The sequence below is a fragment of the Candidatus Endoriftia persephonae genome (genome assembly GCF_023733635.1).
Lineage (GTDB): Bacteria > Pseudomonadota > Gammaproteobacteria > Chromatiales > Chromatiaceae > Endoriftia > Endoriftia persephonae.
The window spans coordinates 1,132,745-1,146,895 of the sequence record NZ_CP090569.1 but is presented as its reverse complement, the minus strand read 5'-3'; the positions used below and the strand labels follow the sequence as shown (position 1 = coordinate 1,146,895).

17 protein-coding genes are annotated in these 14,151 nt (G+C 59.6%); 6 read left to right on the top strand and 11 right to left on the bottom strand.

Annotation, left to right across the window (positions count from 1 at the left end):
- Positions 1-56: 56 nt before the first annotated feature.
- Positions 57-221 (top strand): hypothetical protein, encoded by a 165-nt coding sequence (locus L0Y14_RS05170; protein WP_006474929.1) that lies wholly within the window; start codon positions 57-59, stop codon positions 219-221.
- Positions 222-268: 47 nt separating this feature from the next.
- On the opposite strand, the gene L0Y14_RS05165 is transcribed toward L0Y14_RS05170, so the two are convergent.
- Complete coding sequence (locus L0Y14_RS05165; protein ID WP_005966624.1) at positions 269-931, bottom strand: class I SAM-dependent methyltransferase; 663 nt, start codon at positions 929-931, stop codon at positions 269-271.
- Positions 932-1,131: 200 nt separating this feature from the next.
- On the opposite strand from L0Y14_RS05165, the gene L0Y14_RS05160 reads away from it, so the two are divergent.
- From L0Y14_RS05160 to L0Y14_RS05150, 3 genes are read left to right on the top strand one after another with little or no spacing between them, the layout of a single operon-like run.
- Positions 1,132-1,602 (top strand): aminoacyl-tRNA deacylase, encoded by a 471-nt coding sequence (locus L0Y14_RS05160; RefSeq protein ID WP_039960769.1) that lies wholly within the window; start codon positions 1,132-1,134, stop codon positions 1,600-1,602.
- Positions 1,568-2,065 carry a phosphoribosyltransferase gene (locus L0Y14_RS05155; protein ID WP_251859266.1) on the top strand — a complete coding sequence of 166 codons (498 nt, stop codon included), beginning with the start codon at positions 1,568-1,570 and terminating at the stop codon, positions 2,063-2,065. Before L0Y14_RS05160 ends, L0Y14_RS05155 begins: the two co-directional genes overlap by 35 nt.
- A gap of 1 nt (position 2,066) precedes the next feature.
- Positions 2,067-2,282: a hypothetical protein gene (locus tag L0Y14_RS05150; protein ID WP_039960404.1), complete on the top strand. Its 216-nt coding sequence runs from the start codon at positions 2,067-2,069 to the stop codon at positions 2,280-2,282.
- A gap of 79 nt (positions 2,283-2,361) precedes the next feature.
- Here L0Y14_RS05150 and L0Y14_RS05145 read toward each other — a convergent pair whose 3' ends face one another.
- The 3 genes from L0Y14_RS05145 to L0Y14_RS05135 all read right to left on the bottom strand — a co-directional run bounded on the left by L0Y14_RS05145 (position 2,362) and on the right by L0Y14_RS05135 (position 4,678).
- Positions 2,362-3,792: an RtcB family protein gene (locus L0Y14_RS05145; RefSeq protein ID WP_006474932.1), complete on the bottom strand. Its 1,431-nt coding sequence runs from the start codon at positions 3,790-3,792 to the stop codon at positions 2,362-2,364.
- Between the two features lie 14 nt (positions 3,793-3,806).
- On the bottom strand, positions 3,807-4,238 hold the full coding sequence (locus L0Y14_RS05140; protein ID WP_005965077.1) for an archease: 432 nt from the start codon (positions 4,236-4,238) through the stop codon (positions 3,807-3,809).
- Between the two features lie 311 nt (positions 4,239-4,549).
- Entirely contained in the window at positions 4,550-4,678 is a 129-nt protein-coding gene (locus L0Y14_RS05135) for a hypothetical protein (protein ID WP_005965074.1), read from the bottom strand.
- Between the two features lie 210 nt (positions 4,679-4,888).
- Here L0Y14_RS05135 and bioA point away from each other — a divergent pair, with 210 nt between their 5' ends.
- Positions 4,889-6,202: an adenosylmethionine--8-amino-7-oxononanoate transaminase gene (gene bioA, locus L0Y14_RS05130; protein ID WP_006474934.1), complete on the top strand. Its 1,314-nt coding sequence runs from the start codon at positions 4,889-4,891 to the stop codon at positions 6,200-6,202.
- Between the two features lie 509 nt (positions 6,203-6,711).
- On the opposite strand, the gene L0Y14_RS05125 is transcribed toward bioA, so the two are convergent.
- The 3 genes from L0Y14_RS05125 to L0Y14_RS05115 form a co-directional block, all read right to left on the bottom strand.
- Positions 6,712-7,251 carry a translation initiation factor 2 gene (locus tag L0Y14_RS05125; protein ID WP_006474935.1) on the bottom strand — a complete coding sequence of 180 codons (540 nt, stop codon included), beginning with the start codon at positions 7,249-7,251 and terminating at the stop codon, positions 6,712-6,714.
- 9 nt (positions 7,252-7,260) lie between these two features.
- Positions 7,261-7,842, bottom strand: coding sequence for a hypothetical protein (locus L0Y14_RS05120; RefSeq protein WP_005965065.1), 582 nt, complete (start codon positions 7,840-7,842; stop codon positions 7,261-7,263).
- 75 nt (positions 7,843-7,917) lie between these two features.
- Positions 7,918-9,363: an aldehyde dehydrogenase family protein gene (locus L0Y14_RS05115; RefSeq protein WP_006474937.1), complete on the bottom strand. Its 1,446-nt coding sequence runs from the start codon at positions 9,361-9,363 to the stop codon at positions 7,918-7,920.
- Positions 9,364-9,574: 211 nt separating this feature from the next.
- Between L0Y14_RS05115 and L0Y14_RS05110 the strand changes: the two genes are divergently transcribed.
- Positions 9,575-10,126 carry a DUF5610 domain-containing protein gene (locus L0Y14_RS05110; RefSeq protein WP_006474938.1) on the top strand — a complete coding sequence of 184 codons (552 nt, stop codon included), beginning with the start codon at positions 9,575-9,577 and terminating at the stop codon, positions 10,124-10,126.
- A gap of 67 nt (positions 10,127-10,193) precedes the next feature.
- Here L0Y14_RS05110 and pnp read toward each other — a convergent pair whose 3' ends face one another.
- From pnp to rbfA, 4 genes are all read right to left on the bottom strand, one after another.
- Positions 10,194-12,293, bottom strand: a complete 2,100-nt coding sequence (pnp, locus tag L0Y14_RS05105; RefSeq protein ID WP_006474939.1) for a polyribonucleotide nucleotidyltransferase — start codon at positions 12,291-12,293, stop codon at positions 10,194-10,196.
- Between the two features lie 34 nt (positions 12,294-12,327).
- On the bottom strand, positions 12,328-12,597 hold the full coding sequence (rpsO, locus tag L0Y14_RS05100; protein ID WP_006474940.1) for a 30S ribosomal protein S15: 270 nt from the start codon (positions 12,595-12,597) through the stop codon (positions 12,328-12,330).
- A gap of 179 nt (positions 12,598-12,776) precedes the next feature.
- Positions 12,777-13,700 carry a tRNA pseudouridine(55) synthase TruB gene (gene truB / locus L0Y14_RS05095; protein ID WP_005965046.1) on the bottom strand — a complete coding sequence of 308 codons (924 nt, stop codon included), beginning with the start codon at positions 13,698-13,700 and terminating at the stop codon, positions 12,777-12,779.
- An 82-nt stretch (positions 13,701-13,782) separates the two neighbouring features.
- On the bottom strand, positions 13,783-14,151 hold the full coding sequence (gene rbfA / locus L0Y14_RS05090) for a 30S ribosome-binding factor RbfA (RefSeq protein WP_006474941.1): 369 nt from the start codon (positions 14,149-14,151) through the stop codon (positions 13,783-13,785).

The window sequence follows — 14,151 nt, the reverse complement described above, 5'->3', positions numbered from 1 at the left end:
GTCGACGACGCGCTCGTTACTGCGATTGCACGCCATATCTGGGAGATCAAGTATCGGTGCATCTCGATACCTTCGATGCATTCCGCTCATTGTATGAAAGCGCCTATCATCAAGGCGTGAAAGGTTGCACCGCATTCAGGCCAACCAAACTGCGTGAAGGCATTTTACTGTCCGCTGAGATGGGTGCGCACTGCTGCAGCATCGAGCAGGAAGAGGACTGAACGGCGGCCTTGATGCCTTCTTTGCGGTTGATCCGGCAATACGCGGGCTAGAATCCTGACCTTCGGTACAGGCAAACTACCAAAAATCCCCCCAAGGGCAGCGAGTCGGGCATGAAGCGATCAAGCCGCTGTGCGATGGCGCCACCAGAGGGAAAAAACACTGTCCATCCGGCCCGGATCTCTGGTGTGGGCTGAAGCCCCTGTGTCCATTGCCTTACCTCCTCCAGGAGATCCCAGCGGGCACCCTGGTAACTGCCACGGCCGGCCTTATACAGCCACAACAGGCTGCGGCGATGCAGCAGGCCCAGAATGACGCTTTTGCGGCTGACTCGCCACAGTTCCTCCAGGGCATGGGCGGGCTCGGCCACAAAACAGAGGCTGGTTACTGCGGCACTGTGGTCGAAAGCGCCGTCGACGAAGGGAAGTCCCTCGGTGTGGCCCTGGATATGGCCGATACGCTGGTCCAGTTTACGGGCGAAGCTCAGTGCGGCCGGGTCCGGGTCGAGACCAGTTACTGTAAGCCCTGCGTCGGTGAAACGGCTGCTAAAGTAGCCCGTGCCGCAGCCGACATCCAGCAGTTTTTCTCCCAGCTGGAATGGCAGCAGTTTGAGCATCAGCTCCAGCTCTTGCCCGGCGATCCGGCTCCCGCGTGGGGTGCTGTACCAAGCGTGGTAGGCGACCGGGTCGTGGATGCCGGTTTTACCTTGCATAATGGCGAGCCGAATATTCGTTTATCTTTGCCCTATTGAGAGCATAGGCAATGGATTTGGGCTATTTTTAAGTTATCCCCCTGGAATGCCGGCTGGGTAGATGAATGAGACCATTGGGCTTTCCACCTGGTCGGCTTTCCGCATTTAACCCGAACCTGCAGTTGCACCTTGCGCAAGTGCCCAGTATGGAAGATAGAGCCATGACTATTGCTACATCTGTTATGAACATGCTGAATGAGCGGCATATTCCCTATGAAGTGCTTGAACATGCCAAGACCGCAACCAGTCCTCAGGCGGCCCTGGCAGCCCATGTGCCCGATGATCATATCGCCAAGGGCGTGCTGATGAAGGACAACATCGGTTATATGCTGGCCGTGATTCCTGGTGACCAGTGGCTCGACCGGCGGCGTCTGAGCGAGGAGCTCGGCCGAGATCTGCGGATGGCCAGTGAGGAGGAGATCGGCCGTCTGTTCAGTGACTGTGATCTGGGTGCCATTCCGCCATTGGGTAGTGCCTATGGCATCGATATGATGCTGGACGAGGATCTGAGCAGCCTGGCCAATGTCTATTTCGAGGCCGGTGATCATGAGCACCTGCTTATGGTGGACAGCGAGCATTTCCATGAGTTGATGCGTGGTGCGCGCCACGGTCATCTTACTGCTGTGCATTGAGAGGGGAAAACCCTGCGAACTGATTACCTGGCATCAGAGTTACGGCCTGTGCCGCCTGTTTGCGGAACGACTTCGCGCCAGCGGCTTTCGCCCTGACATCATCGTGGCCATCGGTCACGGTGGCTGGGTCATCGGTCGCATTCTGGCTGATTTCCTCAATCTCATGGATCTGACCAGCTTCAAGATCGAGCATTACCACGGCCCCCACAAGCAGGCACGTGCGAAAGTGAAATACCCCCTCTCTACCCATGTCAGCGGCCGGCGAGTTCTTCTAGTCGACGACGTCAGCGACAGCGGCGATACCTTCGAGATCGCCCTCGAGCATTTGCGTACCCGCGGCGCACCTGCGATTGTTCGCACCGCCGTGATCCATCACAAGATCCAATCGCTCTTCATGCCGATTTCCATGCCCGATTTCCATGCCCGATTTCCATGCCCGATTTCCATGCCCGCAAGATTGTAAAATGGCACTGGCTGCCTATCCGTGGGCGCTCCTGAAGAATCTGACGACGTTCATCGGCGAGATGAAGCCCGTTCCCCGAGATGCCGAGGAGATCGCCCGGCGGCTGCACCAAGAGCACGGCATCCGGCTCTCTCCGCACATGCTTCAAGACCTGTGCCTGGCGTTGGAAGAAACGTCAGTCATATCATCCCCTCAATCCAATTCCAGAAGCGGATAACGCACTCGCTGTTCATGCGATCACAAGGACAAACCAGCCCGCTGTCCCACTATTTCCACGACCACTATGCGATGGATGTTCATCCCTTCACGCAGATCAGTGGCTCAAGGCGCGCCACCTTGCGCGATAGCCCGGCCTGATGGGCAACATCGACTACCCGGCTGACATCCTTGTAGGCACCCGGCGCCTCTTCGGCCACGCCACGCAGGGATGGGCTGCGGATCAGGATGCCGCGGGTCTCCAGTTCCTTGATGACGTTCCTGCCATGCCAGCGCTTGGTCGCCTGGTGGCGGCTCATGGCACGGCCCGCGCCATGGCAGGCGGAGCTGAAGGCCAGCTTTTCGCTCTCTTTGACACCAGCCAATATGTAGGACTCGGTGCCCATGGAGCCGCCGATGATCACCGGCTGTCCAACCTCGCGCAGACCATCCGGCAGGTTGGGGTGTCCGGGACCGAGCGCCAGGGTCGCGCCCTTGCGATGTACAAACAGCTGTTTTTCCTTACCGTCGATCCTGTGGGTCTCGCGTTTACAGGTATTGTGTGAGACATCATAAAGCAGCGTCAGCTGGGTGCCGGGCAGGACGTCGTCGCATACCTCGCGGGTAAGATGGGTGAGAATCTGGCGATTGGCCAGGGCGCAGTTGATACCGGCACGCATGGCCCCAAGGTAGGACTGCCCGAGTTTGGACTCGATCGGCGCACAGGCCAGTTCGCGGTCCGGCAGCCAGATGCCGTGATCCTTGGCCTTGGTGGCCATGAACTTGAGGAACTCGGTACCGATCTGATGGCCCAGGCCACGCGACCCGCAGTGGATGCTGATCACGATCTCGCCTTCCCTGAGATCGAAGGCAGCCGCAGTTTCGGCATCATAGACTTGGGCGACCAGCTGGACCTCCAGGTAGTGATTGCCGGAACCCAGGGTTCCCATCTCGCGGCGCTGTCGCTCCTTGGCCTTTTCCGAGACATCGGCCGGGTTGGCTCCGGCCATGCAGCCATGCTCCTCGGTGCGGAGCAGGTCGGCCTCGCTACCGTAGCCCTGCTGCACCGCCCAGGCGGCACCGCCAATCAGCATCTGGTCCATCTCGCGATGTGTCAGCTTTATAGTGCCTGTACTGCCCAGGCCCGCCGGGATGGCCACAGCCAGCAGGTCGGCCAAGGCCTTTTTGTGGGGGCGCAACTGATCGAGCGTCAGACCGGTGTGCAGGGTGCGTACGCCACAGGAGATGTCGAAGCCGACGCCGCCGCCCGAGACCACACCACCTTCATCCGGATCAAACGCCGCCACACCACCGATGGGAAAACCATAACCCCAGTGGGCGTCTGGCATGGCGTAGGCGGCCTGCTGGATGCCGGGCAGGCTGGCGACATTGCTGAGCTGTTCGAAGACCTTGTGGTCCATGGCCTCGATCAGCGCGTGATCGGCATAGATGATGGCTGGCACCCGCATCTTGCCCTGGGGCGCGATCCGCCAGGCGTAGGGTGATTCGGTGGCTAGGGGTCTGAATTCCATCTTTTCACTCCTTGCTACACGTCGACCACGCACTGCGCATGCCACAGGCCGTCTTCATCCAGCCATACACGCAACTCCGTGAAGGTCGCACCCTTGATCTCCACTACGGGCTGATGGCGGGCAATGTCAATCGGTTCGCCCCAGGCCTTGCCCTGCAGTTCATGATCACAGATCTTGACCTGGAAGCGTGTGAACAGCATGTGGCGGGTCGCCATCTCGTAGATCAAGGCATTCAACCACTCGGTCAGCAGCAGCTCCTCGTCAGGGGCCGAGACATTGAGCTCTATCGTCTCACTGCCTGCCACCGTATCGGGCTCGACAATCACCGCCGTCATGGCCAGCGCGGCTTGTTCGAAGGCCTCGGCTAGAGTGTAGCCGCTACCACGCACGCCGATATCGGCGACGTGGTAAAAATGCTCCCATGCTGGTACGGACGACTCTTTCATCTAGTGCTCCCCGGTCAGAAGAACAAAGGCCAAGGGAAAATAGCTCTTCATCCCCCAATCAGGCAGGTAGCGCCCGGCCACTGCTCCAGTACGTTCGACTTTTTGACTTGGGGCGGCGTGTAGAGCCCCCGAGACATGACAAGCTTCAGCTGTGAGTGCAATCCATCGGAGCTGGCAAAGTGGCGATCATCGGGCAGCTCATCCTTGATCAGGATGGCTCATTTTTCGATGCTACGCACCAATTTCATGATCCGCTTATTCTCCAGCCAAGCCTGGTCGTCCAGATACTTACACAGCTGTTTACCAGTTGATTATTGGTTTAATAGACCTTTCTCGCCCGCCTCCAGTAGGTAGTAGCGGATACGCTCGAGGATCGACCTAGGCGCATCGTCTCCATCGGTCTCAACCTGGGGCGCCACCACCGCCACCAGTTCATCCAATTCCTACTGCGACGGGGTAACATCAGAAACTCCCAGAAGACGCAAAGTCAGGTGGGACTGCTTCAGTTTTAAGAGGTATTCGTACTACAACGCCGTCTACTCCGGATCTATAACGGCTATTCTACCCCTCCTTCAGTGGGCCACTGAACGGTTGCAGATACTGATATTATCCCTGGAAAATCACCTCATCACCCAGGCAGCTTGAATAGAATGGATAGTGAAACCCTGCTCCAACTCGACCGACAACATGTCTGGCATCCCTACAGTGCCATTGGTGCCGATCTGCCGGTGTTCCCGGTGGCCTCCGCTAAAGGGGTGCGGCTGCGCCTCAGCGACGGGCGCGAACTGATCGACGGCATGTCCTCTTGGTGGAGTGCGATCCACGGCTACAACCACCCGGAACTGAACCGTGCGGTGCAGGATCAGCTCAGCTCCATGTCTCACGTCATGTTCGGCGGGCTTACCCACCAGCCGGCGGTGGAGCTGGCGCAACGGCTGGTGGAGCTGACCCCCGAGCCGTTGCAGTGTGTCTTCTTTGCCGATTCCGGCTCGGTAGCGGTGGAGGTGGCGATGAAGATGGCCATTCAATACTGGCACGCCCGCGGTAAACCGTCGAAGCAGCGCTTTCTCACCATCCGCAATGGCTACCATGGCGACACCTTTGGCGCGATGTCGGTGTGTGATCCGGTCAACGGCATGCACGGGCTGTTTCGCGATGCCCTGGTGCAGCAATTTTTTGTCGACGCCCCGAGCCGCCCGTTTGGCGAGCCCTGCGACGATACGGACATGGCGCCGATGGCTGAGCATCTGGCGAAGGATCATCAGCAGATCGCCGCGGTGATCCTCGAACCGGTGGTGCAAGGGGCCGGTGGTATGCGCTTCTACTCCGCCGACTATCTGCGGCACCTGCGCCAGCTGTGTGACCGCTACGGCGTGCTGCTGATCTTCGACGAGATCGCCACCGGCTTCGGTCGCAGCGGCCGTCTGTTTGCCTGTGAGCACGCCGGCGTCAGCCCGGACATCCTCTGTCTGGGCAAGGCCCTGACCGGCGGTTACATGACCCTGGCTGCGACTCTCGCTACGCAAGATGTCGCCGCCACCATCTCATCAGGGGAGCCTGGTCTGTTCATGCACGGCCCCACCTTCATGGCCAACCCGCTGGCCTGCGCTACCGCTCTGGCCAGCATCCAACTACTACTGAACTCCCCCTGGCAGGCTCGGGTGGAGGCCATCGAATCAGGCATGTGTAGTGGCCTGGAGGCCTGTCGGGGGCTGCCGTCGGTAGCCGATGTGAGGTTGTTGGGGGCGATTGGCGTGGTGGAGCTGACTGCCCCAGTGGAGATGCGCAGCGTGCAGCCGGCGTTTGTCGAGCGAGGCGTCTGGCTGCGGCCGTTTGGACGACTGGTCTATCTGATGCCACCCTACATCATCGAGGCAGCAGATCTGCAGTGCCTGACCGAAGCCGTGGTGGATGTGGTCCAGCAGCTGCAGGAGAACGGCCGGGGCAACCTGCAGATCACCTGAATCTTGCCCCCGGACCGGGAGCGTAGCTGTGTCATGCTCATTTCCCGGACTAAAGCCAGTTTTTCTCATCAAAAAAAGGCTGTGCCGCCTCAACATCCCCTTTATTCAGCAGCAGGTGCGCCCATTTCCGATAGTAGCGCGCCAGCTCTTTATAGGCAGGCGCATACTCAGGATGCGCGCCAATTACCTGGTCAAGCTCTGCCTTAGCCTGTTGCAGCTTCGACTGCCTGCCTCGATAGCTGTCCAGCAGTTCCTTTATCTACCCTACCCTGGTAACAGGGTCTTCATCCAACCCTGCGGCAACCACCGCATCTGCACATGGTAACCCCAGCAGGAGAACCAAAATAAGTGCTTGAACCAACGACCTGATCGGTTCCATTCCATTTTCCGTTCTCAAACGATCCATCAATATCTGGCAACTCTGCCACCGGCTGAACCGGGCACGGCACACGCATGGTTATGCCAATCCATTCCTGCATCAGGATTAACGAAGGTAAAAGCACCAAGAGTTAGGGCAGCGCTGGATTTATCACCCCCATTGGCCGAGACATCTGCCGCACGTTGTACCGCATCACCGAGACACCGCCGGTCATGTGGCGAAAGCGCTGATCGATATTCCCCATACTCCGGCTCATCTGGCCCATCTCCTGGTCGATTGAGACCATTACAGCGCCGATTTTACCCATCGAATCACCCACCCCCGGCATCAGCTGCCCCATTGCCTCAGTATGGGCAGTGATCTGATCCATGTTGCCCATATGCTTATCGATGCTCTCCACCTTGTCGGTGATGCGGTTCATATTGACCCTCACCACTTCCAGATTGGTATGCATCGAATCCATGTTGTCGACAATACCGTTAAGGTCATTAGAGAGGATGTGGATGTAGTAGACATTGAAGACGGCCACCACCAGCAGCAGGGCTGAGACCACCATCAGCACGATATTGGTGATATGGAAGTGGTGCTGGCGTTCATCCAAATGGAACTGGGTCTCCCGCCCCAGACGCCCCACCATCTGGACAAACAGGCGTTTTGGATCCTCTGACATCACAAACTCCTAGGGAAACGGGAACATCTTGTTCATGGTGCGGGCTGGCTGCCCCATACGGTGCATATCCTGCCCCATCATCTGCACCTCGCCGTTCATCTGGTTGATCGAGACGGAGATATTGTCAATCTTGCCGCGCACCTCGGTCATATGATTTCTGATGCCACCGATGGTGCCTTCCATCTGCGTCAGATCCTGAGCGATGCCCTGCATCTCGCGGTTCATCGTCTCGGTCTGCACAGTAATGCTATCCATCCGCGAGACCCGCCGTTCCATGGAGGAGATGTAGTTCTCGATACGCCCCATCTCTCCCGAGACGCTGGTGAAATTGTGGTTCATATCGGCGACAACGTTGGAGATCCGGGTGATCTGGGAGGAGAGTGTCAGCAACAGGATTAGGATTGAGACGGCAATCAGGCCCAGGATGATGACTCCGGTGCGAATGCTGTAATTCAGCCGGTCGACGAGATGCTTCTTGACCTCGATCTGGCTGAGAATGATCGCCTCAAAAGAGGTGACAGCACGTACCAACTGCTGGTCCGACACCGGCTCGCTACTGCTTGCTGCCGATGCCTGCGTTTCATCACCCATGAATTTTTACCTCGCCCCACCGTGATGCGCTGATGCTAACCAAAACAGCAGGGAATGAGAAGAAACGGATCAGCTTCAGAGTTCTGGCGAACGCACCACCATCATCTTCTCGACCTGCATATCACGATAGGTGTGGGGAATGCCGCCAACCCCCAACCCTGACTGACGCAACCCGGCAAACGGCATCCAGTCAACGCGAAAGGCGGTAAAATCATTGACCATCACCGCCGAGGCATCGAGCCGGCGGTAGGCGCGCATCGCCTGATCCAGATTTTTTGTAAAGACCGCCGCCTGAAATACATAGGGCAGACTGTTGGCCCGTTCGATCGCCTCATCCATATCCGTATAAGGATAGACACAGATCACTGGACCGAACACCTCCTGCTGACTGACCCGTACCTGCGACGGCGGGTCGTAGAGCACCGTTGCCGGATAGCAGGTCTCTGAGAGCGGTTCACCACCACACAGGCACTCGGTCCCGGCGGCGACAGCCTCCTCCACCCACTCATGGATGCGTTGCGTCTCTGCAGGCCGGATCAGAGGCCCCACCGCGGTCTCCTCCAAGGTCGGATCGCCCACCTTCATCTGCTGCGCCTGCACCTTGAGCCGTTCGGCCAGCTCACGCGCGATGGAGGCCTCGGCAAACACCCGCTGCACCGACACACAGACCTGCCCGGCGTGGTAGAAGCCGCCCTTGGCCAGCAGTGGGATGGTATCGTTCAGGTCCGCATCGGCGGCGACAATCACCGGCGCCACCCCACCGTGTTCCAGCGCACAACGGGTACCCGACGCCAGCTGTGAGCGCAGCCACCAGCCGACCTTCGTCGAACCGATGAAGGAGAGAAAGCCGACCCGCGCATCGGTTGCCAGCTGGCCAGCGGTGCTCTGATCCTCGGTCAGCAGCGCCTGGGCCCAGCCTTTCGGCAGACCCGCCTCATGCAGGATCTGGATAAAACGCAGGCAGGAGAGCGGAGTGTCAGAGGCCGGTTTGACGATCACCGGACAACCGGCGGCCACTGCCGGCCCCGCCTGGTGCACGATCAAGTTGAGCGGGTGGTTGAAGGCAGAGAGCGCCACCACCACCCCAATCGGTTCGCGACGAGTGAAGGCGAGCCGTCCCACCGAGGCCTGGGTCAACCCCATCGGGATCTCCTCGCCCGCTTCGGTGCGCAGGGTCTCGATGCAGAGCTGCATGCCGTCGATGGCACGCGCCACCTCCACCCGTGAATCACTCAACGGCTTGCCGCCCTCACGAGCCGCCTCCAGTGCTAGCTCCTCGGCCCGCCCGATCATAATCTGCCGAGCACGTTCAAGAATCTCAGTACGCCGCCAGGCAGGCAGCCAGTCATCCTTATTGCGAAACAGCGCCTCGGCCGTCGCCAGCGCCTGCTCGACCCCGGCTGCGTCCAGCGTATCGACTGTGGCGATCGGGGTGCGGTCAAAAGGGGCCAGCACCTCAATCTGACCGGCAGGAGGGGTCTGTTCCGCAATCAGGTGGGAGAAGTGTGGAATCTCTGGCATAGCTGTTCCCCTTTGATGAACGATTACACAAGTGGCCAGCTCCATACTAAGCACAAAGCCCGCTCTCACCAACAGGAAATGCAGCACGCCTGTCAGCCCAACCGCCAGACCCTGTGATGCGGTTATTCCCCAATCTGCCCCAGCGCCGAATCACCTAGCCATTGATTGTCCATACTGTGGGTAGATCAGCCAAATCTTCGAGGTCGCAGCAATGCCACTACAGAGTCTCGAGCAGAACCTTATCCAATCCCTGCCCTCTCCACTCATCCCACCCAGCAGAGGCGCAAAGAGCGGGGCCACTCCAAGCACAGCTGCAGCCAGCGAAGCACTCAACCTGCAAGCCAGCCAGCAGCCCCTGGAGCTGCTCTACCGCAGTGCCCTGGCAAAGCTCAATGAGATACTGGCACCCGAACTCGGCCCCCAGGCTATCGAACAAGCCGCCAAGCAGGATTTCACCCCCGAGGCCACCGCCGAACGCATCGTCGGCTTCGCCACCGGCTTTTTTGGCGGCTTTCTTGAGAACCACCCCGAGATGGAGCAGGACAGCGCACTGAACGAGTTCCTTGAACTGATCGGTGGCGGGATCGAACAGGGTTTTGCAGAGGCGAGGGGGATCCTCGAGGGACTGGAGATCCTCAACGGCGAGATCGAGCAGAATGTCAATAAGACCTATGAGCTGGTGCAGCAGGGACTGGAACGCTTCCGCCTGGCGATCATGGAGCAGTTGGGATTGAGCGAAAGCGAAGACGCCACGCCAGCGTAATGAGAATGAGATAGGCACAAAAAAGGGGCCCGCGGGCCCCTTTCTCATCGACACTGTCAGAGCAGGATTACTCCCCCTCCTCCACCGCCTTCATGGAGAGACGGATGCGGCCCTGCTTATCCACCTCCAGCACTTTGACGCGGATGTTATCCCCTTCGGAGAGCTTGTCGCTCACCTTCTCCACGCGCTCGTTGGAGATCTGCGAGATATGCACCAGACCATCCTTGCCGGGCAGGATGGTGACAAAGGCGCCGAAGTCCATCAGGCGGGCGACCTTACCCTCGTAGACGGTACCGACCTCGACATCTGCGGTGATCAGCTCGACGCGCTTCTTCGCCTCTTCACCGGCCGCCTTGTCCACCGAGAAGATCTTCACGATGCCATCGTCGGTGATGTCGACGGTGGCACCGGTTGCCTCGGTGATGCCGCGGATGGTCACACCACCCTTGCCGATCACATCGCGGATCTTGTCCGGGTTGATCTTGATCTCGATGATGCGCGGCGCGTGCTCGGACATCTCACCCCGATGCGAGGAGATCACGCGGTTCATCTCGTCGAGGATGTGCAAACGTCCCTCTTTGGCCTGCTCCAGGGCGATCTCCATGATCTCCTTGGTGATGCCGTTGATCTTGATATCCATCTGCAGGGCGTTGATGCCCTGGGCGGTACCGGCGACTTTGAAGTCCATGTCGCCGAGGTGATCCTCGTCGCCCATGATGTCGGTGAGCACAGCAAAACGCTCATCCTCTTTGATCAGGCCCATCGCCACACCGGCCACCGGTGCCTTCAGCGGCACACCGGCGTCCATCAGCGAAAGGCTGGTGCCACACACCGATGCCATCGAGGAGGAGCCGTTCGACTCGGTGATCTCGGAGACCACTCGGATCGCGTAGGGGAACTCCGCCAAGGTCGGCATGCAGGCCAGCACGCCGCGTTTGGCGAGACGACCGTGGCCGATCTCGCGACGTTTGGGGCTACCAACGCGACCGGTCTCGCCAACACAGAAGGGCGGGAAGTTGTAGTGCAGCATGAAGGACTCGCGGCGCTCGCCCTCCAGCGCATCGATGATCTGGCTGTCGCGCTCGGTGCCGAGGGTGGTAACCACCAGCGCCTGAGTCTCACCGCGGGTGAACAACGCCGAACCGTGGGTACGCGGCAGCACACCGGTGCGCACGCTGATCGGGCGCACGGTGCGGGTGTCGCGACCATCGATGCGCGGCTCACCGTCGAGGATACGGCCGCGCACGATCCGCTTCTTCAGCTTCTCCAGGGCGCCCTTGACCTCGTCGGTGCTCCAGCGGGGCTCTTCGCCCTCAGCAGCGCTGCAGAGTTTCTCCAGGGTCGCCTCTTTCACTGCATCGGCAGCGGCATAGCGCTCCAGCTTGTCGGCGATGCTGTAAGCATCACCCATCCCCACCTCTGCTGCTTCGGCAACCGCCGCGGTCAGCGCTTCATCCACTGTCGGCGACTCAAACTCGCCCGCGGCCTTGCCCACCTCGGCCGCCAGTGCATTGATCGTGTCGATCACGATCTGAGACTGTTCGTGACCGAACAGGACTGCGCCCAGCATCACCTCTTCAGAGAGCTCATTGGCCTCGGACTCCACCATCAACACCGCCTCTTCGGTACCGGCGACGATCAGATCGAGATCAGAATCGGCGCTCAGGCCGGTGCTGGCGGCGTTGAGGATGTACTCGCCATCCTTGTAGCCGACACGGCAGGCACCGACCGGACCGTTGAACGGCAGGCCAGAGATGGCCAGCGCCGCGGAGGCGCCGATCAGAGCCGGGATCTCAGGATCCACTGCCGGATTGAGGGACTTCACGGTGAGGATCACCTGAACCTCACTGTTGTAGCCCTTAGGGAACAGCGGACGGATCGGACGATCGATCAGACGCGAGGTGAGGATCTCCTTCTCACTCGGGCGCCCCTCGCGGCGGAAAAAACCGCCGGGGATCTTGCCCGCGGCATAGGTCTTCTCCTGATAATCCACTGTCAGCGGAAAGAAGTCGCGACCCGGGATCGGGCCGGCCCCGACCACGGTGGCCAGAACCACGGTGTCGTCCATATTGACCAGCACCGCGCCGTCAGCCTGGCGTGCGATCTCACCGGTCTCTAAGGAGACCTTGTGCTCACCCCACTGAAACTCTTTTTTGATTGCAGTCACTCTCTTTGTCCTCTGTGCAGAATTGACGATGCGCTTAGCGGCGCAGACCTAGTCGGGAGATCAGATCGCGGTAACGATCCACGTCTTTATTCTTCAGGTAGTCGAGCAGCTTGCGGCGGGAGTTGACCATGCGCACCAGGCCCTGACGGGAGTGGTGGTCCTGCTTATGCTCTTTGAAGTGTTCAGTGAGCTGAAGGATACGCGAGGTCAGCAGGGCTACCTGCACCTCGGGGGAACCTGTGTCGTTCGGTCCGCGTTTGTACTCTTCAACGATTGCGTTCTTTTCTGCTGCGCTCATTGCCATGACGTCTACTCCTAAGTAGCTGTGGCGTCTGTAGAAGGCCTTCACTTTGCCCCTCCAACAATGAGCTCAGAGGGGATCCGGCCGGTTAATCAGGCAGCCCCAAAGTGGGCCTGCCAAAAGCGGGTGAGTATGCGCCGTTCAAGGCGTCTCTTCAAATCGAAAAAACACCTTAGTCGGTCTTAATTCGCTGCCTGCATCATACGCTTGGGGGCGACCCGACCATCATCGAGGATCTGGCCCACACCGATAAACTCGTCACCATTGGCGTAGAGCCGCACCCAACCTTCAGTGGGGGCCTTCGGCACCAGGATCGGCTGCCCCTGACGCAAGTAGAAAAGCATGTCAGGGGAGAGGACGACCTCTGGCCAGTTCTCCAAGGCGCTCTCCAGCGGCAGGAGCATCTGGTCCATCTCATCGAAGCGGCGCTCCTGCCAGGCCTCTTTGAGTTCGGCCAGAGTCACCATTTCGGCACCATCATAGGGCCCAACCCCGGTGCGCCGCAGGCCGCTGACATAGGCGCCGCAGCCCAATGCCTTGCCGATATCCTCGGCGAGGGTCCGCACATAGGTGCCTTTGGAGCAGTGCACATCGAGCTCGAACTCGGGCAGCTCGCACGACAGTAACTCCAGCGCGTGAATATGAATGGTGCGCGGCTCGCGCTCCACCTCGATACCCTTACGCGCCAGATTGTAGAGGCGCTCGCCCTTGTGTTTGATGGCGGAGTACATCGGCGGTAACTGTTGCTGCTCGCCGCGAAAGTCAGCGAGCGTGTCACGGATCTGCGCCTCGCTGACCCCGGAGGCATCCCGCTCTTCAACCACCTCGCCCTCGGCATCGGCTGTGGTGGTAGTCACCCCGAGCCGAATCCGCACCTGGTAGTGCTTGTCTGCATCGAGCAGAAACGCCGACAGCTTGGTCGCCTCGCCAAAGCAGATTGGCAACAGGCCGGTGGCAAGCGGATCGAGGCTGCCGGTATGGCCCGCCTTCGCCGCCTTGTAGAAAAACTTGACCTCCTGCAAGGCCTTGTTCGAGGTAATACCTTCCGGCTTATCCAGCAGGAACACACCGCTGATATTGCGCCCCCGATTGCGACCACGTCCCATCTTCTACTTCAACTCTCTAATCTGAGGCTAACCGGCGCTGCCTTGATGGCAACCGATCGGGCCAGGTAATACCAATACCGGATTATTCCGGTTCGTCAGCGGTGCGGCTCACCGCCTCTTCGATCAGCTGCGTCAGATGCTGGCCCCGCTCTACCGACTCATCAAAAACAAACTTGAGCTTGGGCACTGTGCGAATCTTCAGCCCCTGCCCCAACAGCCAGCGCAGATGGCTCGCCTGCTGGTTCAGCAGCTTGGTGCACTCCGCCAGGCTGAGACTGGCGCCAATCACGGTATAGAAGACCTTGGCGACAGACAGATCACGTACCACCCGGACCTCCTGGATGGTGACCATGCCAAGGCCCGGATCGCCGACCTCGCTACGGATCAGCTCTGCCAGGTCGCGCTGGATCTGTGCGCCAACCCGGTCGCTACGCTTAAAATCACGCGCCAT

Coding starts and splice junctions, on each gene's coding strand:
- rbfA (WP_006474941.1), bottom strand. CDS start 14,151: ATGGCGCGTGATTTTAAGCGTAGCGACCGGGTTGGCGCACAGATCCAG.
- L0Y14_RS05110 (WP_006474938.1), top strand. CDS start 9,575: ATGCCACTACAGAGTCTCGAGCAGAACCTTATCCAATCCCTGCCCTCT.
- L0Y14_RS05150 (WP_039960404.1), top strand. CDS start 2,067: ATGGCACTGGCTGCCTATCCGTGGGCGCTCCTGAAGAATCTGACGACG.
- L0Y14_RS05160 (WP_039960769.1), top strand. CDS start 1,132: ATGACTATTGCTACATCTGTTATGAACATGCTGAATGAGCGGCATATT.
- L0Y14_RS05165 (WP_005966624.1), bottom strand. CDS start 931: ATGCAAGGTAAAACCGGCATCCACGACCCGGTCGCCTACCACGCTTGG.
- bioA (WP_006474934.1), top strand. CDS start 4,889: ATGGATAGTGAAACCCTGCTCCAACTCGACCGACAACATGTCTGGCAT.
- truB (WP_005965046.1), bottom strand. CDS start 13,700: ATGGGACGTGGTCGCAATCGGGGGCGCAATATCAGCGGTGTGTTCCTG.
- L0Y14_RS05120 (WP_005965065.1), bottom strand. CDS start 7,842: ATGGGTGATGAAACGCAGGCATCGGCAGCAAGCAGTAGCGAGCCGGTG.
- L0Y14_RS05140 (WP_005965077.1), bottom strand. CDS start 4,238: ATGAAAGAGTCGTCCGTACCAGCATGGGAGCATTTTTACCACGTCGCC.
- L0Y14_RS05145 (WP_006474932.1), bottom strand. CDS start 3,792: ATGGAATTCAGACCCCTAGCCACCGAATCACCCTACGCCTGGCGGATC.
- L0Y14_RS05115 (WP_006474937.1), bottom strand. CDS start 9,363: ATGCCAGAGATTCCACACTTCTCCCACCTGATTGCGGAACAGACCCCT.
- L0Y14_RS05125 (WP_006474935.1), bottom strand. CDS start 7,251: ATGTCAGAGGATCCAAAACGCCTGTTTGTCCAGATGGTGGGGCGTCTG.
- rpsO (WP_006474940.1), bottom strand. CDS start 12,597: ATGGCAATGAGCGCAGCAGAAAAGAACGCAATCGTTGAAGAGTACAAA.